General features: G+C 66.8%; 23 protein-coding genes. 12 read left to right on the top strand and 11 right to left on the bottom strand.

Annotated elements, in window-relative coordinates; all coding sequences use genetic code 11:
• Positions 1–29 precede the first annotated feature (29 nt).
• The 4 genes from ASE96_RS08045 (at position 30) to ASE96_RS08060 (ending at position 3,699) form a co-directional block, all read left to right on the top strand.
• On the top strand, positions 30–851 hold the full coding sequence (locus ASE96_RS08045) for an IclR family transcriptional regulator (RefSeq protein WP_056428447.1): 822 nt from the start codon (positions 30–32) through the stop codon (positions 849–851).
• 117 nt (positions 852–968) lie between these two features.
• Complete coding sequence (locus ASE96_RS08050; RefSeq protein ID WP_056428451.1) at positions 969–2,114, top strand: cupin domain-containing protein; 1,146 nt, start codon at positions 969–971, stop codon at positions 2,112–2,114.
• The gene (locus ASE96_RS08055; RefSeq protein WP_056428454.1) at positions 2,111–2,932 is read left to right on the top strand and encodes a fumarylacetoacetate hydrolase family protein; all 822 of its coding nucleotides are present in this window, start codon (positions 2,111–2,113) and stop codon (positions 2,930–2,932) included. Before ASE96_RS08050 ends, ASE96_RS08055 begins: the two co-directional genes overlap by 4 nt.
• Entirely contained in the window at positions 2,932–3,699 is a 768-nt protein-coding gene (locus ASE96_RS08060) for a maleylpyruvate isomerase family mycothiol-dependent enzyme (RefSeq protein ID WP_056428457.1), read from the top strand. The genes ASE96_RS08055 and ASE96_RS08060 overlap by 1 nt, the downstream gene beginning before the upstream one ends.
• Before the next feature lie 16 nt (positions 3,700–3,715).
• On the opposite strand, the gene ASE96_RS08065 is transcribed toward ASE96_RS08060, so the two are convergent.
• The 3 genes from ASE96_RS08065 to ASE96_RS08075 form a co-directional block, all read right to left on the bottom strand.
• A complete protein-coding gene (locus tag ASE96_RS08065) occupies positions 3,716–4,789 on the bottom strand; it encodes a TRAP transporter substrate-binding protein (RefSeq protein WP_056428461.1) in 1,074 nt (357 codons plus the stop codon).
• Between the two features lie 232 nt (positions 4,790–5,021).
• The gene (locus tag ASE96_RS08070) at positions 5,022–6,437 is read right to left on the bottom strand and encodes an MFS transporter (protein WP_235500167.1); all 1,416 of its coding nucleotides are present in this window, start codon (positions 6,435–6,437) and stop codon (positions 5,022–5,024) included.
• Positions 6,438–6,566: 129 nt separating this feature from the next.
• Positions 6,567–7,040 (bottom strand): MarR family winged helix-turn-helix transcriptional regulator, encoded by a 474-nt coding sequence (locus tag ASE96_RS08075; RefSeq protein WP_056428464.1) that lies wholly within the window; start codon positions 7,038–7,040, stop codon positions 6,567–6,569.
• A 178-nt stretch (positions 7,041–7,218) separates the two neighbouring features.
• Here ASE96_RS08075 and ASE96_RS08080 point away from each other — a divergent pair, with 178 nt between their 5' ends.
• Positions 7,219–8,394, top strand: a complete 1,176-nt coding sequence (locus tag ASE96_RS08080; RefSeq protein ID WP_056428467.1) for a zinc-dependent alcohol dehydrogenase — start codon at positions 7,219–7,221, stop codon at positions 8,392–8,394.
• 46 nt (positions 8,395–8,440) lie between these two features.
• Positions 8,441–9,256 (top strand): CPBP family intramembrane glutamic endopeptidase, encoded by an 816-nt coding sequence (locus ASE96_RS08085; protein WP_056428469.1) that lies wholly within the window; start codon positions 8,441–8,443, stop codon positions 9,254–9,256.
• Between the two features lie 49 nt (positions 9,257–9,305).
• Here ASE96_RS08085 and ASE96_RS08090 read toward each other — a convergent pair whose 3' ends face one another.
• The 5 genes from ASE96_RS08090 to ASE96_RS08110 all read right to left on the bottom strand — a co-directional run bounded on the left by ASE96_RS08090 (position 9,306) and on the right by ASE96_RS08110 (position 14,407).
• Positions 9,306–9,923 carry a TetR/AcrR family transcriptional regulator gene (locus ASE96_RS08090; RefSeq protein ID WP_056428472.1) on the bottom strand — a complete coding sequence of 206 codons (618 nt, stop codon included), beginning with the start codon at positions 9,921–9,923 and terminating at the stop codon, positions 9,306–9,308.
• Positions 9,924–10,024: 101 nt separating this feature from the next.
• A complete protein-coding gene (locus tag ASE96_RS08095) occupies positions 10,025–11,272 on the bottom strand; it encodes an NAD(P)/FAD-dependent oxidoreductase (RefSeq protein ID WP_056428476.1) in 1,248 nt (415 codons plus the stop codon).
• Positions 11,269–11,463, bottom strand: a complete 195-nt coding sequence (locus ASE96_RS08100; protein ID WP_056428479.1) for a ferredoxin — start codon at positions 11,461–11,463, stop codon at positions 11,269–11,271. The genes ASE96_RS08095 and ASE96_RS08100 overlap by 4 nt, the downstream gene beginning before the upstream one ends.
• Positions 11,460–12,632, bottom strand: a complete 1,173-nt coding sequence (locus tag ASE96_RS08105) for a cytochrome P450 (protein ID WP_056428482.1) — start codon at positions 12,630–12,632, stop codon at positions 11,460–11,462. The genes ASE96_RS08100 and ASE96_RS08105 overlap by 4 nt, the downstream gene beginning before the upstream one ends.
• A 53-nt stretch (positions 12,633–12,685) precedes the next feature.
• Entirely contained in the window at positions 12,686–14,407 is a 1,722-nt protein-coding gene (locus ASE96_RS08110; RefSeq protein WP_056428485.1) for an MFS transporter, read from the bottom strand.
• A gap of 312 nt (positions 14,408–14,719) precedes the next feature.
• On the opposite strand from ASE96_RS08110, the gene ASE96_RS08115 reads away from it, so the two are divergent.
• The 6 genes from ASE96_RS08115 to ASE96_RS08140 all read left to right on the top strand — a co-directional run bounded on the left by ASE96_RS08115 (position 14,720) and on the right by ASE96_RS08140 (position 21,595).
• Complete coding sequence (locus tag ASE96_RS08115) at positions 14,720–15,730, top strand: phosphotriesterase family protein (RefSeq protein ID WP_056428488.1); 1,011 nt, start codon at positions 14,720–14,722, stop codon at positions 15,728–15,730.
• Between the two features lie 55 nt (positions 15,731–15,785).
• Positions 15,786–16,739 (top strand): aryldialkylphosphatase, encoded by a 954-nt coding sequence (locus tag ASE96_RS08120; protein ID WP_056428493.1) that lies wholly within the window; start codon positions 15,786–15,788, stop codon positions 16,737–16,739.
• An 81-nt stretch (positions 16,740–16,820) separates the two neighbouring features.
• A complete protein-coding gene (locus ASE96_RS08125; protein WP_056428496.1) occupies positions 16,821–17,960 on the top strand; it encodes an FAD-dependent oxidoreductase in 1,140 nt (379 codons plus the stop codon).
• 5 nt (positions 17,961–17,965) lie between these two features.
• Positions 17,966–18,898 carry an alpha/beta hydrolase gene (locus tag ASE96_RS08130; protein ID WP_056428500.1) on the top strand — a complete coding sequence of 311 codons (933 nt, stop codon included), beginning with the start codon at positions 17,966–17,968 and terminating at the stop codon, positions 18,896–18,898.
• Positions 18,895–19,863, top strand: a complete 969-nt coding sequence (locus ASE96_RS08135; RefSeq protein WP_056428503.1) for an MBL fold metallo-hydrolase — start codon at positions 18,895–18,897, stop codon at positions 19,861–19,863. Before ASE96_RS08130 ends, ASE96_RS08135 begins: the two co-directional genes overlap by 4 nt.
• Positions 19,856–21,595, top strand: a complete 1,740-nt coding sequence (locus ASE96_RS08140) for a CocE/NonD family hydrolase (protein ID WP_056428506.1) — start codon at positions 19,856–19,858, stop codon at positions 21,593–21,595. The genes ASE96_RS08135 and ASE96_RS08140 overlap by 8 nt, the downstream gene beginning before the upstream one ends.
• Positions 21,596–21,622: 27 nt before the next feature.
• On the opposite strand, the gene ASE96_RS08145 is transcribed toward ASE96_RS08140, so the two are convergent.
• The 3 genes from ASE96_RS08145 to ASE96_RS08155 form a co-directional block, all read right to left on the bottom strand.
• The gene (locus ASE96_RS08145) at positions 21,623–22,210 is read right to left on the bottom strand and encodes a TetR/AcrR family transcriptional regulator (protein WP_056428509.1); all 588 of its coding nucleotides are present in this window, start codon (positions 22,208–22,210) and stop codon (positions 21,623–21,625) included.
• A gap of 148 nt (positions 22,211–22,358) precedes the next feature.
• The gene (locus ASE96_RS08150; RefSeq protein WP_056428512.1) at positions 22,359–23,162 is read right to left on the bottom strand and encodes a creatininase; all 804 of its coding nucleotides are present in this window, start codon (positions 23,160–23,162) and stop codon (positions 22,359–22,361) included.
• Positions 23,163–23,190: 28 nt separating this feature from the next.
• Positions 23,191–24,708: a purine-cytosine permease family protein gene (locus ASE96_RS08155; protein WP_235500168.1), complete on the bottom strand. Its 1,518-nt coding sequence runs from the start codon at positions 24,706–24,708 to the stop codon at positions 23,191–23,193.
• Positions 24,709–24,806 lie beyond the last annotated feature (98 nt).

Raw genomic sequence — 24,806 nt, forward strand, 5'->3', positions numbered from 1 at the left:
CCGCAGGTGAACCACAATAGAATTCTGATGTGCAGAACAAGCCCCCGCCCGCATCAGCCCGGAAGCCCGTCCAGAAGCGGCCCACCTACTCCATCGAGGCAGTGGACAACGCGCTGCAGCTCCTGCAGCTGGTTCGCGACGGCGGGGCGCTGCGGCTCAAGGACGCCGCCGAGGAACTGGGGGTGGCGCCGTCCACCGCCCACCGCCTCCTGGCCATGCTGGTCTACCGGGGCTTCGCCGTGCAGGATGAAAACCGCCGGTACGTGCCTGGCCCGGCCATGGGCGTCGGGCCGGCCGGGCTGAGCTGGACCAGGCTCCTCCGCTCGCTCTCCCAGCCGCACATGGAACTGCTCTCCGCGCGACTCAACGAGACCGTCAACCTTATGGTGCGGGTGGGGACGAAAGTGCGCTTCCTGGCCACGGTGGAGGGAAACAACGTCTTGCGGGTGGGTGACCGGCAGGGGACGGTGATGCCTGCCAATAAAACCTCCGGCGGCAAGGCCATGCTCGCCGAGCTGGAACCACCGATGATCGACCAGCTCTTCCGCAGCAACAATGCAGAGATCGGCGGGGACACCATTCCGGCGGCGGAGTACCCTGCGTTCCTGCGCGAGCTGGAATCCATCCGCAACAACGGTTTCGCCGCCAATTTCGAAGGCACGGAGGACGGTGTGAGCGCCCTCGGCATCGCCCTGCACAACCGGCATGGGAACGTGGTGGGCGCGCTCAGCGTCGCCACACCCGCCACCCGCTTCCGAAAAGTGTTCGACGCCGGACTCGTCCCCGCACTGCGGGAAACGTGCCGGCAACTGGAGATCGACATCGCGGCCAATCCGGCCGACCCGGACTGAGCGACCGGCCCCGCCCCCGCCAATTCTGACCAGCAGAATATGTTGGGGGTCACACTGCCCCGTCCGTAGAGTCGAACTACGCCAATGAACTGTTCTGACCCTACCGAGGAGGCCCACGTGTCCATCAGCGCCGAGAACACGACTCACGAATCAGTGGCCGCCGGGCACACTGCCCCGGAGCCGACGCCCGAAGAGGCGGCCCAGCTGCAGGAGCTGTACCGGGATTTTGACCGCGAAAACCTGATCCCGCTCTGGACGGAGATCGCGGACCTCATGCCGATGGTCCCGAGCCCCAAGGCGGTGCCCCACGTCTGGCGGTGGAGCGACCTGTACCCGCTGGCTGCCCGCGCCGGCGACCTGGTCCCCGTGGGCCGCGGCGGCGAACGCCGCGCCATCGCCCTGGCCAACCCCGGCCTGGCCGGGACACCGTACGCCACTCCCACCCTGTGGGCAGCCATCCAGTACCTCGGTGCCCGCGAGACCGCACCGGAACACCGCCACTCGCAGAACGCGTTCCGCTTCGTCGTCGAGGGCGAGGGTGTCTGGACGGTGGTGAACGGGGATCCGGTCCGGATGTCCCGCGGGGACTTCCTGCTGACCCCGGGCTGGAACTTCCACGGCCACCACAACGACACCGATGAGCCGATGGCCTGGATCGACGGCCTGGACATCCCGTTCGTGCACTACGCCGACGCCGGCTTCTTCGAGTTCGGCACCGAACGCGTCACCGACGAGGCCACCCCGGACATCTCCCGCTCCGAGCGGCTCTGGGCCCACCCGGGCCTGCGCCCGCTCTCCGGCCTTGACGACACCACCAGCTCCCCCATCGCGGCGTACCGCTGGGAATACACGGACCGGGCCCTGCGCGAGCAGCTGCTGCTCGAGGACGAGGGCCACCCGGCCACCGTGTCCCAGGGCCACGCCGCGGTCCGGTTCACCAACCCCACCAGCGGCGGGGACGTGATGCCCACCATCCGGGCCGAATTCCACCGCCTCCGCGCCGGCGCCTCCACCGAGACGCTCCACGAGGTCGGCTCCAGCGTCTGGCAGGTCTTCGAAGGCTCCGGCTCCGTGGTCCTCAACGGCGAAACCAGGACCCTGGCGAAGGGCGACCTGTTCGTCGTCCCGTCCTGGGCCGCGTGGTCACTCCAGGCTGACGCTGTTTCTCAAACGGAGTTTGATCTGTTCCGCTTCAGCGACGCCCCCATTTTCGAACGGCTGAACTTCAACCGCACCTACATCGAAGGACGCAACAACAAATGAGACTCCTCACCCTCCGCACTGAAACCGGCACCAAGGCCGTGCGCCAGGACGGCGACACCCTCACCGAGATCGACGGGTTCGCCGACGTCGGAGACCTGCTCCGCTCAGAAGGCTGGGAAGCGACCGCGCAGAACGCGAACGGCGCCACGCACCCGCTCGAGGGCGCGGACCTCGACGCCGTGGTCCCCTCCCCCGGCAAGATCATCTGCGTGGGCCACAACTACCGCAACCACATCAAGGAAATGGGCCGGGAAGTCCCCGAGTTCCCCACCCTGTTTGCCAAGTACCAGGAATCCCTGATCGGCCCGAACGACGACCTGGCCCTGCCGCAGGAATCGGACACGGTCGACTGGGAGTCCGAACTCGCCGTCGTCATCGGCAAGAAAGGCCGCCGGATCAGCGAAGCCGACGCCGCCGACCACATCGCCGGGTACGCCGTACTGAACGACGTGTCCATGCGCGACTACCAGTTCCGCACCGTCCAGTGGCTGCAGGGCAAGACCTGGGAGAAGTCCACCCCGTTCGGACCCGCCCTGGTCACTAAGGACGAGTTCAGCGGCGGCCTCATGACCACCGCGGTGGACGGCGACATACAGCAGCAGACGCCCACGAACGACGTCGTCTTCACGCCCGAGTTCCTGGTCTCCTACATCTCGACCATCATCACGCTGAACCCGGGCGACGTCATCGCCACCGGCACCCCCGGCGGCGTGGGTCACGCCCAGGACCCGAAGCGCTACCTGCAGGAAGGCCAGCTCCTGGTCACCACCATCGAGGGACTGGGACAGCTGAAGAACCGCGTGGTCAAGGAAGCCTGATGGTTGCCCGCCACGACCAGACGACGGACCCGGAGCTGCTCGCGGCCCTGCTGCAGGCGCGCCGGGGCACGGCGTTCTTCGCCCGCAAGCTCAACGAGCTCAGTGATGCGGAACTCGACGGCGATTCGCTGCTGCCGGGCTGGACCCGCCGGCACATCACGGCGCACATCGGCTACAACGCCCGGGCCATCGCCCGCTTGGTCGAGTGGGCGGCCACCGGGGTGGAAACCCCGATGTACCCCTCCACCGAGGTCCGGGACCACGAGATCAACTTCGGGGCCACCCTGAGCCCGATCGCGCTGCGGCACCTCTTCGACCACTCCGCCGTGCACCTGAACGTCGAATGGCGGGACCTGCCCGAGGACGCCTGGCACCACAAGGTCCGGACCATCCAGGGCCGGGAGGTGCCCGCCACGGAAACGGTCTGGATGCGCAGCCGCGAAGTCTGGATGCACGCCGTCGATCTCGCCAACGGTGCAGCCTTCCGGGACATCCCGGTCCCCGTCCTGGAACGGCTCCTGGCGGACATCACCGGCGCCTGGAAAACCCGCGGCACCGACGCAGGCCTCCTGGTGAAGGTCACCGACCGCGGCCTCACCTTCGGGGACACGACGACGGCGTCCCCCACGGTGGTCTCCGGGCCGCTGGCCGCCGTCGTCGAATGGGCTGCGGGCCGCGGCAACGGCGGCGTCACCGCGGCAGGCCCCCGCGCCAACGGCGCTGGACCATCAAACGGCGCGGTCCCGGCCGCACCGAAGTGGATCTGAGCCCCCAGGGGATGTTCTAGTGAACGTGGGAGCAGGTCGCGGTCTCAGTTGACGCGGTGGTTTCAGCTGCGAGGGAGCGGATCGTTGCGATGAGCGCTTTGGTGCCGGGGTCCTTTTCAAGCTGGGCATAGACCGGTGCCGTGGCGGTTTTGAAAGCGGCGATCTGCTCCTCAGTTGCGGAGACCACCGTCCCGCCTTTTTGGCAGAAGGATGCGGCCCAATCGGCTGTCGGGGTCATGGATGCGGTGATTTGATCCCGGCTTTTGGTTGCGGCTTCCTGCAGGATGCGGCGTTCGTTGGCCGTCAGGTGAGTAAGAGTGGCCGAATTGACCACGAGGGAGTTGATCTTGGGGTAGAGGGGAAGATTGCCGACGACAGTTGAGGCCTTCGCAAACGAACTGGCTTTCTCGTAGGATGACTCGGCTGCCGTCAGGGTGCCATCCTCCAACGCAGCGGTGAACAGGTCCCCCACCAGCGCACGGGGTTGGGCTCCGAGGGAGGTCAGCGCGGAGTATGTGGTTTCCGAACGCGGAGCCCGGACCAGTTTTCCGTCCACGTCGGAGGGCGCCAACAACGGGCCGTCAAAGGAGAAGAGCAGCCGTTGCCCCTCCGGGAAGAGTGCCAGTCCGGTCAGCCCGACTTCGTCCAGGCCGGCCAGCATTCCAGCCGCGGCATCGGGGGAAACCAGCCTGGCCATCAGTTCATCAGAGTCAACGAGGAAGGGTGCGGACAGCCCGGCGAAGGATGTCACGCCTTCCCCTTCCCAGGTCCGGGTAGGGATCAGTGCCATGTCGAAATCGCCCGCTTCCACTGACTGCGCCACGACGTGGTTCCAGGCGTCAGCCTCGTCGCCGGCCGCCTTCAGCACCGGGTCGATACGGATTTCGCCGCGGGAAATTTCGTTCACCCGCCGGGCGAACTCGTCGATCTGCACAGCGCCCGGCCGGTCCGGACCCGTAGCGGTCGCGATGCTGAGGATCGTGGCATCATCCTGGCCCTGCGGCGCCTCGCGGGACGCGTTACATCCGGCAGATGCTGAAAGAACGGCCGCTCCGGCGGCGATGGCAATAACGATCCGGCGGGCGTTCATGGTGGCCTCTTTCGTCTTCAGAGGCTCCCCCTCGACGGTTGGGGGCGGCGGCAGGAAAGCCTCTGATTAGCAAGCTACGCCGCCCGGCAAACAGCATCCATACCAAGGCCGCAACTAATAGTCAGTTCACAGGTCCGTCACAGTTTTCATCGCCGTCCACACCTTCAGGCAGGCGCCCCCTCCGTGCCGCCCATTCCCGCGGTGAGCCAAAGGCGGCACGGGGCCCGGACCCTCAGCCCAGGTGGACGACGGGAGCGTCACCGTCCGTGCCGGCGAATTTCCCGCGGTGGATGGTGATGAGCAGCAGGGCGATTGGGGTGATCAGGATCGCGACGCCCGCGGCCCAGAGGAACACCATGGAGTAGCCGCGCGACAGGGCCGCCAGCGTGGTTCCGCCGGCTGTTGCGGCCGCGGCGATAGTGCTGAACAGGGCGATGCCCAGAGACCCGCCGATCTGCTGCGAGGCGTTGACCAGGGCGCTGGCCACGCCGGAATCATCCTGGTCCACCCCGAACAGAGCGAGGTTCTGCATCGGCACAAAGACCATGCCCAGGCCGACCCCCAGCAGGAGCAGCGCAGGCAGCATGGTGACGAAGTAGCTCCCCTCGGCGCTGACCTGTGTCAGCCACAGCATCGCAGCCGCCATAAAGACCGGACCCGCCGCCGTCGGGATCTTTGCGCCCAGTTTCGGCAGGTTCTTCGCCACAAGACCTGCCGTGATGATCAGCGCCACCGTCATGGGCAGGGACGCCAGGCCGGCGAGGAACGGTGCGAAGCCCAGCACGATCTGGATGTAGAAGTTGATGAAGAGGATGCCGCCGATGAGGACCGCGCCGGACAGAAGCGCGGCCAGGAACGCCGCCCCGCGGTTCCGCTCAGTGGCCACGCGCAGTGGCAGCAGAGGGTGCTTGACCTTCCGCTCGACGGCGACGAACAGCGCTATGAGCACCGCGCCGGCGGCAATGAAACCCCAGGCTTCGGGAGCGTCCCAGCCGTGTTCCGCGTTGGTGAAGCCGTATACGAGGGATCCCAGGCCCAGGGCGGCAAGCACCACTCCGGGCCAGTCGTACTTCGTGGACCCCTGCGCCTTGCTTTCGCTGACGAGTGACCATACACCGACGAGCGCGACGACGGCGATGGGCACGTTCACGAAGAAGCACCAGCGCCAGCTCACGTGTTCCGTCAGGAACCCGCCCAGCAACACGCCGACGGCGGCGCCGACGCCGGTGATGGAGCCGAAGATCGCGAACGCCGTGCCGCGGTCCTTCCCGCCCGGGAAGGCGACGGTCAGGAGCGCCAGGGCGGCAGGGGCCAGCAGCGCGGCGAACACACCCTGCAGTGCGCGGGCGCCGATGAGTTCCCCCGGCTGCTGCGCGATGCCGCCGATGAGGGACGCAACGGCAAAACCGACGGCGGCCACGATGAACGTCCGTTTGCGGCCCCAAAAGTCCGCGATCCTGCCGCCGAGCAGCAGGAAAGCGCCGAAGGCCAGGGCGTAGGCCGTGACCACCCAGGAACGCGTCGAGTCGCTGATGCCCATCTCGGTCTGCAGGCGCGGCAGTGCCAGGTTCACGATGGTGCCGTCCAGGACCACCATGAATTGCGCGAGGGCAAGGAACACCAGCGCCCACCACCGCTTCCTGGACACGCTCCCCTGCTGTACGTCTGCATTTGCTAGCTGTGTTGCCACGCCACGTTCCACCCTTCAAAGTAATAATACTTACAAAAGTATAACTACTTTGAGGAGTGGTCCGGGTGGCGATTGCGGTGATGCGGTCTACTCGGGCTCGGCGAGCAGCGCCGCGAGCCGCTGCAGGGCGGGCAGGCTGGCCGCGATCTGCTGGCGCTCTTCGGGCAGCAGCCGGGAGCTCGCCGAGGACAGCGCCTCGGCCCAGGCGCCCTCAAGGAGCGCCTTGATCCGCTGGGATTCCGCCGTCGGATGGAGGGCGACGTAGCGCTTGTCGGCCGGGTCGCGGACCCGGGTGACAAGGCCCCCGGCAACCAGTTCGCGGAGCTGGACGCTGACGTTGCTGAACTGCCGGCCGAGGCGGGAAGCGACTTCCGCGACGGTGATACCCGGGTGGCTTTCGATGACCCGGAGGATTTCGAGCACACCGTTGGGGAGCGGCCGGACGCCGGTGTCATTGTGTGATTTCCGGCGGATATCGGAGGAAATATCGAGTACCGAGACCGCAAGGGCGCGGTGGTCCACAGCCTCCGTCGGTCCTTCTTTTGCGCCAGCACTTTCCATGCCACCAGCATAGGCGCCGGGCCCCCGATGCCTATGCGGCCCGGGTGACGGGGGGCGCGACGGACGGGGCCCGGGCATCCGGCCGGCAGACGGGGCCGCCTTTCCTTTTGCGGCGGGAACAAGCAATAATCGGATGGTCAGCATACTTATCAATTCCGGTAATGACTGAAGGAGCGGCATGAGGGCACTTACTTGGCAGGGAAAGCGGTCGGTCAGCGTGGAGGAGGTTCCGGACCCGGTAATCCAGGAACCAACGGACGCGATCGTCAAAATCACCTCATCGGCGATCTGCGGTTCCGACCTCCACTTGTACGAGGTCCTCGGGCCATACATGAAAGCCGGCGACATCCTGGGCCACGAGCCCATGGGCATCGTCCAGGAGGTGGGCCCCGCGGTCTCTAACCTCAAGCCCGGCGACAGGGTGGTCATCCCGTTCAACATTTCCTGCGGCCACTGCTGGATGTGCAGGCAAGGCCTGCAGTCCCAGTGCGAGACCACCCAGGTCCACGCCCACAACAGCGGAGCGAGCCTGTTCGGCTTCTCCGAGCTGTACGGCTCGGTCCCCGGCGGGCAGGCAGAGTACCTGCGCGTGCCCCACGCCGACTACGGGCCGATCAAGGTGGGGCAGGAACTGCCCGACGAGCGGTACCTCTACCTTTCCGACATTCTTCCCACAGCCTGGCAGGGCGTGAAATACGCAGACGTCCCCGACGGCGGGACGCTGGCCGTCTTCGGGCTGGGTCCGGTGGGGCAGTTCGCCAGCAGGATCGGCCGGCACTTCGGCCAGCGGGTCATCGCTGTCGAGCCGGTTCCGGAGCGCCGCCGCATGGCCGAGAGGCACGGCGTGGAAACGGTCGATTTCACCAAAGACATCGGCGACCAGCTTCGCGACATGACCGGCGGCCGGGGCCCTGACGCGGTGGTCGACGCCGTCGGCATGGAAGCGCACAATTCGCCCGTCGGGGCCTTTGCCCAGAATGCGGTGGGCCTGTTGCCCGATGCCTTGGCCAAGAAAGCCATGGAGACTGCCGGCGTCGACCGGCTGGCAGTCCTCCACGCCGCCATCGACTCCGTGCGCCGGGGCGGGACCGTCTCGCTCAGCGGAGTGTACGGAGGAACGGCCAGCCCCATGCCCCTGCTCACTATGTTCGACAAGCAGATCCAGCTCCGGATGGGCCAGTGCAACGTCCGCCGGTGGACGGACGAGCTGCTCCCGCTGGTGGAGGAATCCGCAGACCCGCTCGGCGTCATGGACCTCAAAACCCACGAGGTCTCCCTCGACGGCGCCGCGGCCGCCTACGAGATCTTCCAGAAGAAAGAAGACGGCTGCATCAAGGTGGTGCTGAAGCCATAGCCGGACAACCGGTGCGTGCCGCCGTCGGCCCTGACATGCTGGTGAGGTGACATCGGTCTCGACGGAAAGTCCCCGTACCGCGCTCAGCTGGAAGCTGGTGCCGGCGGGGCTTGCCTCGGTGTCCGGCATGCTGTTGTTCGGCGCCGAGAAGGACCTTGGCTACGGAGTCCTCGCCATGGGCGTGGTCACGGCGGCTTTCATCGACCGCGCGTTGCTGCGGCACCTCGCGCTGATCGCCGCGGGAATGGTCATCATTAGCGTGGTGCCGCTGAACGCCGACTTGAGCATCCAGCACATGGTGCTCATGGGCGGCGCCCTCGCCCTGGCCGTGCTGCTGCCGTGGCTGGTGTCGCGCTTCATCTACGGCGAGAGGATCATCAGGTTTCCGGTGAACACCGGCCGCACATGGCCGCTGACCGCGAAGCTGTACCTGGTCGGCGTTGTGCTGCTCGGGTACTTCATCCTGCCGGCGTACCTGATCCGCACCGGGGTCTACCAAAACTGGCCGGATGCCTCCGACCCGACCATCTTTTGGCGGCTCTTTCTCGGCGTGCACGCTGTAGGCATCTGGGACGAGCTGTTCTTCATCTGCACCATGTTCACCCTGTTGCGGCAACACTTTCCGGACTGGCTGGCCAACATCCTGCAGGCCGTAGTGTTCTCGTCATTCCTGTGGGAGATCGGCTACCAGGCCTGGGGGCCGCTTCTGACGTTTCCCTTCGCGCTGCTGCAGGGCTACACCTTCAAGCTGACGAAGTCCCTCACCTACGTTGTGACTGTGCACCTGACGTTCGACTTCGTTCTGTTCCTCGCGCTGGTCCACGCCCACAACCGCGACTGGCTGCCGATTTTCCTGTACTGAGCCCTGCCTGGAATGAACCCTGCCTCGAACGAGGTGTCCGTCGTGCTGATTAGCCTTCGTCGCAGAGCAGGTGGTACCAGCTGTCGGCGAGCACCTCGAGCGCGTGGTCGCGGTTTGGCTCGAGCTTGCGGCGCGTCCAGAGCGTGGCGACGTAGTCGAGCTGGGTGAAGGCGAGCGTTCCCCGGATGTGGTGCGTTTCTTGGGAGAAGCGGCCGGCCAGGTGCATGCCGCGGACGATGTCGGAGATGACCTCTTCATGCCATCCGCGGACCAAAGCCCGCACCTCGGGATCGACGGCGGCGGCCTCGTCGAGCACGTCGAGGTACGGGCGGAAGACCGGCCAGAGCGCAGCGCGCGATTCGAGCCAGGCAAGGATTCCGTCCAGCTCGCCCGCCCGGACCACGTCGACGAGTCCGGCGGCGGTGGTCGTCGCCAGGTCGGGGCCATCCGCGCGGTCGAGCACGGCGTTGACGCGGGCCATGAAGTCCCTCATCAGGTCAGCACGCGAAGGGTAGTGCGCGTAGAAGGTCGCCCGGGTTGTCCCGGCCGCCACGGCGATCTCGTCGATGGTGGTCGCAGCGTAGCCCTTCTCGGTGAAGAGCTCGAGCGCGCGGTCGACGATCATGTCGCGGGTGAGCTGCTTCTGGGCCTCTCGCAACGACGACATGAGTCATATCCTATCCATGGTGTGCGGTAGTTGCCCGGCAGACGAGCAAAAGATGCGCTCCGGCAGGCGGCCCGACGTGCTGTATAGCGCGACGCCGCGCCTCAGGCGTTCACCGGCGCTGCCGGACGGAGTGCCCCAGGGCCGACGTCGGCCAGTCGGCGCAGTTTCGGGATGGGGATCCGGTAGTTGACCGCAGCGGCGGTTCCGGAGCCGTCGTCGTTCTCCCAGCGCAGGAGCCTAGACTCCGGGTCTTTGCCGGACTCGCAGTAGTCGGGCGCGCCGGCCACGGGAGTGAAGCCGACCGATTTGAGTGACAGACCGAAGCCCTCCGTCCAGAAATACGGCTGGAAGTTGAGTTCGGGGGCCGCGTCGCCCTGGAGCAGGCCGACGGCAGCGACCTTGGCCTGGTCGATGGCGCTGGTCCACAAGGGAACGCGCTGTACTCCGCGGCGGGTCGGGAAGGACGCCACGTCGCCGGCGGCAACGATCTCCGGCCGGAGCCGGCCGCGGGTGTCCACCCGCAGCGACCCGTCGACCAGGAGTGTGGAGCCCGCCAGCCAGCCGGTGTTTGGCTCGTCGCCGATGGCCGTGACGACGAGCTCTGCCTCCAGCTGGGTCCCGTCGGCCAGGACCACCCGCGCCGCGGCGTCGGAGTCTGCCCCTTCATCGAAGTCGATGAGGCGCGCCTTCCCGCCGCCAACGACCCTCAGGCCACGCCGGGCGGCGGCAGCGGTGAACATCCCGGACAAATGGCCACCCAGCTGGCGCGAGAGGGGCTGGACGTCGGAGACGAGCGTGACGTCGCAGCCAGCCTGCAGGCAACCCGACGCCACCTCCATGCCGAGCGGCCCGCCGCCGACCACAATGACCGACGGGCGCGCCGCGACGCGCTGTTTGAGCGTGATCGCGTCCTCGATCGTGCGCAGGGTGAGCTCCGGGGCAAAGCCGTCGTCCCGCGGCTCACGTGCTCCCTCCGTGGGGGCGAGGCGCTTCGCCCGGGAACCTGAGGCGATGACAAGGCCGTCATACGGCACTTCGCCGCCGCCGTCGAGCCGCACTATCCGGGCGTCGATGTCCAGGCCCGACACACTGACGCCGAGCAGCTCGGTCGCTTCGTGCGTCGGCTCGGGCAGTTTGTGGGCTTGCACGCCGTCGCCGCCGTTCCCGTCGTCGCCGTTCCCCTTAACACCGTGCAGCAGCGCCTTCGACAGGGCCGGGCGGCTGTAGGGGTGGTGGCGCTCAGCACCGACGACCGTCAGCTCGCCGTCGAAGCCGGCCGAGCGCAGCGAGTCGCAGGCCGTGAGCCCGGCGATGCCGTTGCCGACGACGACGATCCGACGCATTGTCATGCCGCCTCCAACCGGAGCGCGGCGACGGGGCAGACCCTGACCGCGGCCTTGGCGGCGTCGAGGTCGGCCCCGTCCACCTCCGGGACATCGATGAGGAGTTCGCCGTCGTCGTCGAGGTGCATGAGCGTGGGCGCGGCTTCCTCGCAGAGGCCGTGTCCTTCGCAGCGCGGCCGGTCGAGTTCGATCCTCATGCGGCCACCACCTTGGCAACGTGGAGCTTGTCGATGCTCCGCGTCATGTTGCTCGCGACCCGGGCCTCGTCGGTGATCGTGATCGACTGCACCTGCCGTGCGAGGGCGCCGACGATGGCGTGGCCCTCGAGCTTGGCCAGGCCCTGGCCGGCGCAGCCGTGCGGCCCGTAGCCGAAGGACAGGTGGTCCACGGGGTTGCGAGTCACGTCGAAAACGTCGGGATTTTCGTAGTGGCGGGCGTCGCGGTTGCCGGCGCCGAGGAGAACGCCCAGCTGGGCGCCGGCGGGAACCGTTACGCCGTCGATCTCCACGTCGCGGGTCGCCGTGCGGCCCCAGATGTGCAGCGGGGTCCAGTAGCGCAGCACCTCGGCGAAGGCTGCGGGGACGAGCTCCGGGTTCTCGCGGACAAGCTGGAGCTGCTCCGGGTGGCGGCCGAACAGCGCGACGATGTTCCCGATCGACGCGATGGTCGTGTCGACGCCTGCCCCCAGGTACTGGTGGATGATGTGCCCCGCGGAGCCCTCGGGGATGTCGCCCCGGGACTCGGCGTCGAAGATTCCGCGGCCGATCGAGCCGGGGGTGAGGTCGTCGCCGGTGACGGAAGAGCACCAGCCGTATAGCTCGCCGGCGATCGGGAAGCTCTCCTGGGTGCGTTGGTTCAACGGCCCAATGACCTGCATCGCGGCCTGCCCCCAGCGCAGCATGTTGTCCTTGACGTGTCCGCTGAAGCCGATGAGCTCGGCGACGATTTCAAGCGGGAAGGCGCGGGCCAGGGAGTCGATGGCCTCGAAGCTGCCGCTGGCCACGAGTTCGGCGACGAGCTTGTCCGCCTTCTCGTCAATGGTGACTTTCAGGCCGCGCAGGGCGCGGGGTGTGAGGTTCTCTGACAGCGTCGCGCGCAGCTGGGTGTGCACTGGCGGGTCGGAGGCGAGCGAGGTGCCCTGCAGCGCCTCGTTCACCATGGGGTTGAAGCCGAGCGTGGTGGACGAGAACGTCGACGGATCGCCGAGCACGTCGCGGATGATGTCGTAGCGCGTCACAACGTAAAGGTCGTTCTTGGGCAGGTGGACGACGCCGGCCTGCTCGCGGAGCGCGGCGTAGGCGGGGTAGGGGTCGACGAGGATGTCGTCGTCCCAGATGTCGATGGCTGATTCGGTGGGTGCAGTCACGCTGCTCTCCTTGCGGATAGTGGGTGGTGGTGGGTGAGGTGAAGCCGTCAGACTCAGACAGGCACTTCGGCGTTCTCCTCTGTCGCCTCCGCGACTGCCTCGGGCGCGGGCGCCGAGGAACGAGCGGAGATGAAGAGGGTGAGGATCGCGGAGGCGGCCGCCGCGATGGCAGCAACGAGGTACACCATTTGGAAGCCCTGGCCGAGCGAGGCCCCGGCCACGTCCTGGATCTGCTGCTGCGCAGCCGTGAGCGCCTGGACCATGCCGTCGACGGCCGGGGCGGGTGCGCCGCCGGCCAGCGCCTGGCCGGAGAACTGCGCGATGACGCCATCCCAGCCCGAGAGATAGCCCAGGGGCGGCACCTGGGAGAGCCCGGCGACGGCAGTGGCGGGCAGCCCCGCCTCGCCCAGGATCCCGCCGAGCGGGGCCGCGAAGATCGAGGCGCCAATGCCGAACGCGATAACCGAGCCGATGACCGGGCCGAGGGCGAAGCCAAGGTCGCGCAGGAGGTTCGTCGTCGCGGAGGCCATCCCGATGTGCTGGGGCGGGACGGTGTTGATCGCCACCGACGTGACGGAGCCAACGGTGAGCGCGAAGCCGATGCCCAGCAGCAGAAGCGGCGGAACGAACGCCGTCCACGGCGTACCGCCGAAGGCCTCGGGCGCGCCCAGGGAGAACGTCGAGAGCCAATAGCCGGAGACCGCCATCAAGGCGAAGCCCGAGGTCAGCACCCAGCGCGGCGCTACGCGGTGGATGAGCCAGCCCACTACCGGGATGAAGGCGAACGCCGGACCCTGGATGAAGACGAACAGCACCCCGACCTTCCACGTCTCGGCCAGGGCGAGACCGCCGACGGCGACGCTGGTGCTGAAGCAGATCGCCAGGAAGGCGAACATGCCGGTAACCGCGACGACGCCGGTGATCGAGTAGGCGCTGTTCTTGAAGAGCGAAAGGTGGATGAGCGGCTCTTTGGTGCGCGTCTCGATGACAACGAATAGGACCAACAGCAGGCCGCCGACGACGTAGCTCACGATGACATCCCAAGCGCCGAACCCGGCGTCGACCGCCTGAACGGTCGCGAAGAGCACGGCGATGAGTCCGAGCGCGAGGGTGAACTGGCCGGGCAGGTCGAGTTTGCGTCCCCGGGCAGCAGCGGAGTCCTTCGCCCGGAGCGCGACGAGGAGAACAACGACGGCGACGCCGGCCGCAACGAGGTAGGCCACACGCCAGCCGCTGAACACGTTCGGCGCGCCGGGTGCAGCGCCCGGCACCGTGAAAAACTGGGCCGTGAGGCCGGCGAGCACGGGTGAAATGACGGCTCCGAGCGACAGGAACCCGGCCCACGTGGCGATAACCCGGGCACGCGCCCGGTGGTCCGGGGTGATCGCCGCGATCATGGACAGCGAGATGGGAAAGAGGATGCCGGCCGCGATGCCGCCGACCGCCTGCGCGAAAATCATCATCTCGGTCGTCGGCGCCAGCGCAGCCAGGACGGAGCCGACGACGCTTAGGGCGGCGCCGGCGTACAGCAGCTTCTTGCGCCCGAACAGGTCGCCCAGGAGTCCCCAGCTCAGCTCGAACACCACGATCCCCATCAAGAACATGCCCGCGATCCACGTCAGGCCTGCGCCCGAAGTGTGGAATTCCGCGGCAAAGGTGCCGCTGAGGGCGCCCGGCAGTGCGTTGGTGATCTGTGCGAGGGTGACCGCGCTGTAGGCGGCGACGAAAGTCGCCCGTACCGAGCCTCGGCTCGACACCTTAATGGTCTGACTCATCGATGAAACTCCTTTGTTTCCGGTCGATTCTCCGGTGTTGCGCCGGGACTGGTGCCCTGCCGGACATCGGCTTTAACCGGGGCAGGTGTGGCGCTCCACACATTTTGGCCATTAGATTTACACGATGTCAAGAGTTTTAACGGACCGTGGGCTTTGCAGGCGCTTTGGGGGTCTTTTCATGTACATTGCGACTATTCACTTGACACGATGTAAAGAAACATGTGACGCTGGCTACACCGCAACGGAGCGACGCCGGCACAGTCAAGCTCCGCGGCCCCCTGCATCCAGTACCGATCTTCAAGGGAGAAGCCAGTGAGTCACACCCCACCCGTCGCCACCGGTGATACGTTCCACGCCCCCACCGGACAAACCGTCAACACGGTCCTTGGCCCCATCCCAGCCTCGGATTTGGGTGTGGTTGCCGTCCATGAGGCCTTGCTGTCGGTGCTGCCGGGAGCCCAGTACGCCCCCGACATCTCCATGGACCGGACGGAGATCTTCGAGGCCCTGGCCGCGAAGCTCAAGGACTTCCGCGAGCACGGCGGACGGACGATCGTGGACAGCACGGGCATGTTCCACGGTCGCGACGTGAAACTGTACGAGGCGCTGTCGCGCTCAACCGGGGTGCACATCGTGGCCTCGACGGGCATGGGTCCGGAGGAGATGCTCGGCGGCTACTTCCTGACGCCGCAGACCAACCCGCCGACGCCGTGGCCCGCCGAGAAGTTCGCCGACCTCTTCAGCAAGGAAGTCACCGAGGGCATGGTGGTTCCGCGCGTTGAACGTCGCGGCGCCGCCGGGCTCGTGACCACCACGGCCGACCGCGCCGGCATGACCCCCACCGAGGAAAGCCTGTTCCGCGGTGCGGCCAGAACGTCCTTGAAGACCGGCATCCCGGTCTCCATCCGCTTCGGCGCCGATGCCCTGCACGACCTCGACATCGTCCTGGACGAAGAGCTCCCGGCCGACCGGGTGCTCGTCGGCGGCCTCGACCGCAAGGACGCCAACGGCGCCGCCCTCGAGGTGGCTGGCCGTGGAGCGTTCGTCGGCATCGACCACGTGGGCCTGAACGACCACGCCGACTACCTCACCGACCATGACCGTGCCCAACTTGTGCTCGAGCTCGTCAAGGCCGGCCATGCCGACAAGATCATCCTTTCGGGCAACTCGATCGGCGTGGCCAAGGGACAGCCTGACTACGACCTGCCGTTCAGCCACGTCGTGTCCACGTTCGTGCCCTTCCTCAAGGCGCACGGCCTGAGCGACGAGGACGCCCGGCGCATCCTCGTGGAGAACCCGCGCAACCTGCTGACCGTTCGCTAGGAACGCGTCGGCCCCCCACTCAACAAACTTTCGAACCCCTGAGGTGAGTGAACGAATGACCAAGGTCAACACCGTGCTGGGAACCATCCCGGCCGAAGAACTGGAAATCGTGGCGGTCCACGAACACATCGGGTACGGCATGCCCGGCTCCGAACTGGACACCACATGGTGGAAGTCGCCGGAGCAGGCCTACGAGGAGACCGTGCCGAAACTGCGGAAATTCCGCGAAAACGGCGGCGGGACCTTTGTGGACGCCACGGGCATCTGCAACGGCCGCGACGTGGACTACTACAAGTCCCTGTCCGCCAAGACGGGCGTGCACATCGTGGCATGCACCGGCTTCGTCGGCGGCGACACAGCCCTGCCGCACTTCTCCCGCGCCACCGTGGACTACCTCGCGAAGGTGTTCATCCACGAGATCACCGTCGGCATCGGCAACACAGGTTCAAAGGCCGGCGTCATCAAGGTCGGCGTAAGCCGGGGCGGACGCATGACGGACCTGGACAAGCGGATCTACCGGGCCGCGGCCCGCGCCGCCGTCGTCACCGGCGCACCGATCCTGACCCACCTGGCCATAGATCCCGAACCGGCCGTGACCATCTTCAACGAAGAGGGCCTTTCGCTGGACCGCGTGCTCTTCGGCCACGCCGACGACGGCCTCAACGCTCCGATCACCCCGCACGATTGGATCTACGAGCAGGGCGGCCGCATCGGCTTCGACACCTTCGGCTACGACCTCGAGCTGCCGGATCCGCCGTTTTGGGGCCGCAAACGCGCCGAGCGCATGGAGCACTTCGTCAACCTGGTGAACAAGGGCTATGCGGACAAGCTCCTCGTCTCGGCCGACGCCAATTGCAGCCCGCTGGGCTGGCCGGGCGTCAAGGGCCACACCATCAACTACATCTTCGAGGACATGATCCCCGACATGCGCACCGCCGGCATCGACGACGCCACCATCAAACTCCTGCTCCAGGACAACCCGGCCGACTTTCTGTCGCTGAACGCCTGACCTGCGGACAGGCACCCACAACTTACCCGTTCCGCCAGGCATGGCCCCGGGCCACGAAAGAGTCAAGAAAGAGATGAAACCATGAAGGCTGAAGACATCAAGAACCTCAAGATCGCCGTCGTCGGCGCAGGCTACGGCGGCGCTGCGGCGGCCAAGGCCCTGAGCCTGCTCGGTGCGGACGTCACAGTCTACGAGCAGGCTCCCCAGATGGGAGAGGTGGGCGCCGGCATCGGCCTGCGTCCTGCCACCATGGCCCGGTTCCGCCAGTGGGGGATCTTCGACGCGGTCGCCAAGGTGAGCTCGGCGAGCGACTACTTTGAAATCCTCACGGCCACCGGCGAGCCGATCATGAAGGACACGTGGCCGGAGTTCGGCGACGAGAATCAGACGTACCTCATCCACCGCCGCGACTTCATCGAGGCCCTTCTCGGCGTGCTTCCCGAGGGCATGGTGCAGCTTGGCCACAGGCTGGAGACCATCGAGGACAAGGGCGGCCACTCCGTCCTGACCTTCGCCAACGGCAAGACGGTCGAAGCCGACCTCGTGGTCGGTGCCGACGGCATCAAGTCCGCGGTGCGCGAGCAACTCTTCAGCGACAAGGGCCCGGTGTTCTCCGGCGAGCACGCCTACCGGGTGGTGATCTCCGCCGACGACGCCCACGGGATGGTGGTCGACGACAACCTGCGGATGTACATGGGCAGGGGCACAAAGGTCTATCTGCTGCCGCTGCGGCACCGCAACCAGATGTCCTTCGACATCACCGCCCTGAATCCGGACGGGACCTGGGCGCCGGTCATCACGAAGGACGAACTCCTGAGGACGGTGGAAGGTTTCGACGAGCGGATCGTGGCGATTGCCCGCGGCCTGGACATGGACACCGTCAACATCCGTGCGGTCTACGACATCGACCCCGTGGACAGCTGGCACACCGACTCCGTTGTCCTGATGGGCGATGCGGCGCACTCCATGCTGCACCACCAGGGCCAGGGCGCGAACTCCGCCATCGAGGACGCCGGAGCACTGGCCGATGCGCTGGCCGAGGCCGGCTCGGTGCCGGAGGCACTGGCGCTGTTTCAGGCCACCCGCAAACCCGTCACGGATGAACTGCAGCGCATCTCGCGCCAGGGCTGGTCCGAGGAAGAGGTCAACGACGTCTTCCCGGGCCAGAAACCCCAGTCCCAACAGCCCGCCGCCAGCGCGGCAGCACCGGCAAAGGCCTGACCGCCATGACCATTCATCCTGAAATCGCCAAAATCTTGGCAACGTTGCCGGCACCCGCTGGTTCTCCCCTGGACCCCGGCGCCATGCGCACCGGGGAGGCTGCGCAGGTCCCGCCGCCGGGTGAGCGCCTCCCCCTCCACGCCGTCGAGGACGCGACGGCCATAACGCAGTCGGGCGAGGTGCCGGTGCGGATCTACACGCCGCTGGAAGCGGACGCCTACGGCATCCTGGTCTATTTCCACGGCGGCGCGTTCTTCCTGGGCAGCCTGGACACCCACGACCACGTCGCCCGCTCCCTGGCCAGGGAATCCGGCTACAAGGTCATCTCGGTCGGCTACCGCCTGGCCCCCGAAGCCTCCTTCCCGGCCGGCCTTGATGACTGCTACGGCGTGGTCCGCTGGGCCGCCGAACAGGGCGGCAGCCTGGGCTGGGACGGAACGAACCTCGCCGTCGCGGGCGACAGCTCGGGCGGCAACTTCGTGGCCGCTGTCACCGCCAGGGCCCACGACGACGGATTCGGCGCCATCACGCACCAGGTCCTGTTCTACCCGTCCCTGGACCTGGACTTCGACGTCGACCGCTACGCCTCGCTGCGGGAAAACGCCGAAGGCTACGGGCTGGAGACGGCGGGACTGCTGCCGTTCAACTCCTTCTACCTTGAGAGCGGGGCGGATCCGGCGGATCCCCTTGTCTCCCCCATCAAGAGGGCAGACCTCGCCGGCCTGCCGGCTGCACTCATCATCACCGCCGAGCACGATCCGCTGCGCGACGAGGGCGAGTTCTACGGCCGGCGCCTGAGGGAAGCCGGCGTGGACGCGGCGGTTCGCCGCTATGCGGGGGCCAACCACGGCTTCGTCCAGAACTTCTCCTGGATTCCGGAGTTTTACGGGGCGTTCGAAGAGACCGCCGCCTTTCTGGGCGGGAACGCCCGGAAATGACGGAGTCGGTCGCCGTTCAACCCCTGGTCTCCCCCTGGGGGAGGTTCGGTCTCTACAGCTTCTTCATCGACGCCCCGGAGCCGGCGATCGTCGACACGGGGATCGCGTCCTCGCCGGCCGAAGGCATGGTGCCTGCACTGGCGGCGATCGGCCGCCGGATCGAGGACGTCCGCTGGATCCTGCTGACCCACGGCCATATCGACCACATCGGCGGCGCTTATGCCCTGTGGGAGCTCACCGGACGGCGCGCGCAGGTGGTCATCCACGAGGCGGACGCACCGATGTTGCGCTCGCGCCGGGCCCACGTTGACGAATACCTGGCCGGCCGGGCGCAGTATCTGGATGACCCCGACGGCGAGGCGAAGCTGACTGACGCCACGAATGCCGTCATCTCGGGCGAGATGGAGCCCACCATGCTGGTGAAGGGCGGCGAGACCCTCTCGCTCGGCGGCGACGTCACCGTCTCCGTCCACTCGATTCCGGGCCACACCCCCGGCTCCGTGGCGTACGTCGTCGACGGACAAAACGACGTTTTCGTCGGCGATGCCGTCCAGGTCCACGGTGCGGCCAACGGTTTTCCCGGATTCGTGGATCCGGTCGGCTACCGCGCCAGCCTGCGGTACCTCCGCGATGAGATCCGTCCGCGGCACCTCTACCTGGGGCACCCGTATCGCCGCGCGGACGGCACACCATACGGCGTGGAGCTCGACGCCGGGCAGGCCGGGGAAGCGCTCCAGGCCAGCCTGGAGATCGAGGCCCGCGTCAACAGTGCGGCGTGCGGCTGCCTGGCTGCCGGACTGCAGGATTCAGGCTCCCCCTACGCACCCTTCGCCCGCGTGGCCGAGGAGCTTGGCTACGAGGGGGATCCCGCGCTGGAACCGTCCCCGTTCTTCACGACGCTCAACGGCTACCGCACGACATTCGACCACATGACCGAAGATGAGGAGATCAGCACTTATGGATGACTTCCAGCTACTGAATGCCGGCGGGGAAAAGATCGCCGTCCGCAAGGACCTCCGGGTCCCGATGCGGGACGGCGTCGAGCTCGCCGCGGACGCCTACCAGGGCGTCGAGGACAAACCGCGCCCGGCGCTGGTGGCGTTGAGCCCCTACGGCAAGGAACTGCAGGCGCTGGCCCTCACCACCCCGCCGCAGCGGCGCCCCAGCCCCATGTGGGACGGCTGCATCGAGGCCGGCGACATTGCCCGCATCGTCAAGGAGGAGTACGTCCACGTCATCGGCGACCTGCGCGGCTCCGGCCACTCGGGCGGCGAGCACATCGGCAACTACAACGCCGGCGGTGTCTCGCTGGGCCAGGATGCGTACGACTTCATTGAGTGGGTGGCCGAGCAGCCTTGGTGCGACGGCAATGTGGGCATGGTGGGCATCTCCTACTTCGGCTCCATGCAGGTGCTGGCCGCGGCCGAGCGCCCGCCGCACCTGAAGGCGATCTTCGTCTCCGGCGGCCACTACGACTTCTACGAGACCACCTACCACGGCGGCGTGATGTGGTTCATGCCGCGTGCTGCCCGCGAAGGCCGCGGCGGCGACTCCGGCTGGGCGTTCACCGACGGAGTCAAGTCCCGGATGATCGAAAAGTACTCGCCAGAGGAACTGAAGAAGCTCGTGGCCAAGCGCCTCGAGGATCCTGACGTCGCCGCGTGGCCGAACCTGGTCCACGTCCTGAACTATCCGAAGAACCACGAAGCATGGTTCGACATCGTGATGAACGAGCTCGACGGCGACTGGTACGAAGAGCGCAACCCCATCACCTTGGCCCCGAACATCGACATTCCAGTGTGGCTGCAGATCGACCAGGGCCGCGGGTGGACCATGGACGGCACGATCGAGCTGTTCAACGAGCTGAAGGGCCCGAAGAAGCTGGACATCGGCCCTTATCCCCCGATGCAGTCGCGCCCCTTCATCGAAGAGCACGACAAGATGTTCCGCTGGTATGACTACTGGATCAAGGGCATCGACAACGGCGTGATGGACGAGCCCGCCGTCAGCGTCTTCGTGGAGGGCTCCAGGGAGCTGGTAACCGCCGATTCGTGGCCGCCGAAGGACGTCGAGTACACGTCCCTCTTCCTGCGCCCGCGCCACAAGCTGTCCACCGAACCGGAGCTGATGGGGGCCGAGTACGCCGCCCCGGACGGCTTCTACCAGGCGCCGCTGACGGTGACAGACAAGGTGGAGATCATCAGCTGGTCCACCCCGCCGTTCGAGGAGGACACGGAGATGATCGGTACCGGCGCCGCGCACATTTTCGCCGCGATCGACCAGCCGGACACAAATTTCATCCTGCGCCTGTGGGACTACGCCCCCAACGGCAAGCGCCAGCTGATCACCAGCGGTTACCTCAAGGCCTCACACCGCGAACTCGACGGGCGGACCACCGAGGGCAACCCGTTCCACCCGCACACCCGGACCGTTCCGGTGGAGCCTGGGCAGATCGAGGAGTACGTGCTGCGCCTCTACCCGTTCGCGAACACGTTCGGGCCGGGTCACGTCCTGACGGTGGAACTGTCCAACGCCGAGCCGCTTGCAGACGAACACAACGCGCTGCTGCCGCCGGACGCGTTCCACCTGCCCGTGGGCCGGCCTGTCACGCATAAGATCTACCGCGACGCCGCCCACCCGTCCAGGCTGGTGCTGCCGTTCACCACGAACAAGGCGGCCGGGGACCCAGCGGGCTGACCCCACCGGTCACCTGGTGCTTCCTGCTCACTCAGCCAGCAGGAAGCACCAGTTCTCGACCATCAAATCCAGCGAAATGTCGCGGTCCACGGTCCAGCCGAGCCGCATCCAGCGCCGGGAGAAGAACTCCAGTTCCCCGAACGCCAGCGCGCACCGCACGCGGCGGCTGGACGGGTCAAACCGCCCGGCCCGCTCCAAGCCGGCCACCATGTCATCGATCGCGGTGTCGAACCACTGGTCCAGGGCCGCCTGGATATCCGGTTCACTCGCCGCGGCCTGGTGCGCCGCCACCACGTAGGGGCGGATTTCGGCCCACTGGTCAAATTTCCGGGCGAGCCAGACCCTGATCAGCTCACGGTCCCCGGACTCCACCACCGAATGCAACGGCGGAACGTCCGCCTCGGTCAGCATCTCGTTGGACCGCTCCACCAGCGACCGCATCAGCTGGGCCTTGGACGGGTAGTGCGCGTAGAAGGTGGCCCGGGTCGTTCCGACGGCGGCGGCGATGTCATCCACGGTCGTGGCGGCGTACCCCTTCTCCTCGAAAAGCTCCAGCCCTTTTTCGAGCAACAATCGGCGGGTCATCTGCTTTTGAGCTTCTCGAATGCTGGCCACTCCCCCAGATTAGTGCAGCCGGGCCTCCTCCGAAGAGGTACCTGGCAGGAGCGCAGTTTCGCCGTGACAGGAAGGGCGCCGCGGGGAAGTCTCCCCGCGGCGCCTGAGTTTACTGTGTGAATCGCGTTGCCCTGTGGATCGTTGTGCCCTACGCCGGAACAGCTGCGGCCGTGGGTTCACGGACCAGTTCGCTTGCGAGTTCGACGGCCAGATCTCCAACCACCTGCCCGTACAGCAGACCGCCTTTGGCTGCGCTGGACCCCGCGGCCGATGACAGGCAGCCGGTGGCGGGGGTCCGCTCTGGCACCACCGGGAGCCTGTCAAAGCGCGGCAGGACGGCGGCAGGACCGTCGACCAGGCGGTCCATGGCAACCCGGGCCGGTTCGAGGTGGAGCATGAGTGAGGTTTCCAGGACCCCGCCGTGCTCGATGTCCCAGCCCGGGAAGCCGTCGGGGTAGACCTGCGACAGCGTGTCCTGGCTGACAAAGTCCCAGTACGACAGCAGAAGCACGCTCTGCTGTGCCCCGGGCTCAATCCCAAGCTCGTCCAGGGCCAGGTCGATTCCCTCGTACAGGAACTGGTAGTTCTCGAAGTGGCCGTTGATGAAGACCACGTGCCGGACGCCCTGGTTCAAGAAGGACTTGACCAGGTTGCGCGCCACGCCGATCAGGGTGGCGCCATCAAGGCTGACAGTACCCGGGAGGTGGTTGCCGCCGCCGGACTTCTGCTGCGACTTGTACCCGTAGGCGATCGGCTGGGCAACCATTGCTCCCAGCCGCCGGGCGACCCCTTCCGCGAAGTGGGAGGACAGGATGGTGTCCGTTCCCAGTGGAAGGTGAGGGCCGTGCTGCTCCAGGGACCCGACGGGAATGAGAACAATCGTCTCCCCGGATGCCAAGGCTTCACGGTAGGCAAAGGCATCCAGGTCTTCCAGAAATACTGACTTGTCCATGCTGGTGATGCTCCTTGATGAGTGCTGGTCAGAGGCCGACGGGGGCGGTTGTGGCGGCTGGGAGGCCTGTCACGCCAGGTAGATCCGAGACCGGTGCCGCCTCCGCGGCGCCGGGCACCTGCAGGAACTTCCGGTGGAAGCGCGGACCCATCAGGGCGTAGGCCGTGGCACTGGACAGTCCACCGGCCAGCCAGGACAGATCCCATCCGCCAAGGGCGACGGCGATGGGGCCCTGCATTGCCGGTACCAGCCCGTACATAAACAGCCAGGTGGCAAAGATGCCGATGAGCAGGGAGGCGATGCCGGCGGGGTTCACGCCCGGCAGGCGCTTGGTGCCGACGGCGTCGAACAGCCGGGCCGGGTCACCGGGCCAGCGCTTCTCAATCCAGAAGTAGTGCACCAGCATGACCCCGCCCCAGGCGGCAACCCACGCTACGAGTCCGATCAGCCACGCGTCCAGGACAGCGGCGAAGTCCTCCTGGAAGATAAAGAAGACAACGGCGGCCAGTGAGAAGACACCGACGAACAGGTTGAGCTTGCGGCGGCTGATGGTGATGTCGAGGGCCTGCGTCGCGACCGAGAAGGTGTAAATGTTCAGGATGTTGGTGGCGATCGGCCCGTGCAGGACCATCAGCAGAACCGGGAGCGCCATCACACCGAAGTTCTGGACGATGAGTTTGCCGGGGTCGATCTCTCCGCTGTTGGTGGCCAGGCTGGCACCCAGGATCCCGAGCCAGACAACGGGGATGAACTGCCCCAGGACCGAGGCCAGGTAGACCTTGCGCTTCGGCACTTCGGTGCTGACGAAGCGGGAGTAGTCGGCGGCGTACGTGAACCAGGTGATGCCCCAGCCGATGCCGATCGCGGTCATAACAGCGCTCATGGCGGCGATGCGCTCCGAGCCCTCGAGGATATTGCCGGCCGGCCCGGCGTAGGACCAGTTGATCTTCATGCCGAACCACGCGACGGCGGACATCACGGCGAGGATGATGATGGTGGGCGGCACGGTCCACTTTTCAAAGGCCGCAATGGCCTTGTAGCCGAACCAGGCGATGGCGACCTGCGCGGCCATGATGGCCGTGGCGACGCCGATTTTCCAGGCGTAGTTATGGGCCGTCGGGTCCACCCAGCCGAGGGTGCCGAACAGCGCCATCACCAGGTCCAGGATGATCCAGGTGTTGACCGCGCACCAGCCGATGACCAGCAGGGCCTGGATGGCTGCCGGAAGGTAGTTTCCGCGACGGCCAAAGGCGGCCCGGGCCAGGACCATGCCAGTTGCCCCCGTCTTCTGCCCCAGCAGCACGAAGCAGCCGAAGAGCAGCATGCCGATCAGGTTCCCCAAAACCAGAACGGTGACGGTGTCGGCGAAGCCGAGGCCGAGGTGGATGCCGAGGGCGCCTAGCACCCAGTTGATCGGGGCGAGGTTGGCGCCGGCCCAGATCCAGAACTGACCGGAGACTTTCCGGGTCCGCTGGGATTCGGGAATGGGCTGAAGCCAGGCTTCGCAGTCTTCGCCGGCCGCCGGTGCGGGGGTGGCGGAAATCATAGGGGGTTCTTCACGCATTGGAGCCTCCGTGAGTGAGTGGGGTCCTTCAAGATTATGTGGCACATGCCACATCCGCCTATATATGATGTGTCTAGTTA

Origin of the sequence: Arthrobacter sp. Leaf69 (assembly GCF_001422645.1) — a bacterium.
Lineage (GTDB): Bacteria > Actinomycetota > Actinomycetes > Actinomycetales > Micrococcaceae > Arthrobacter.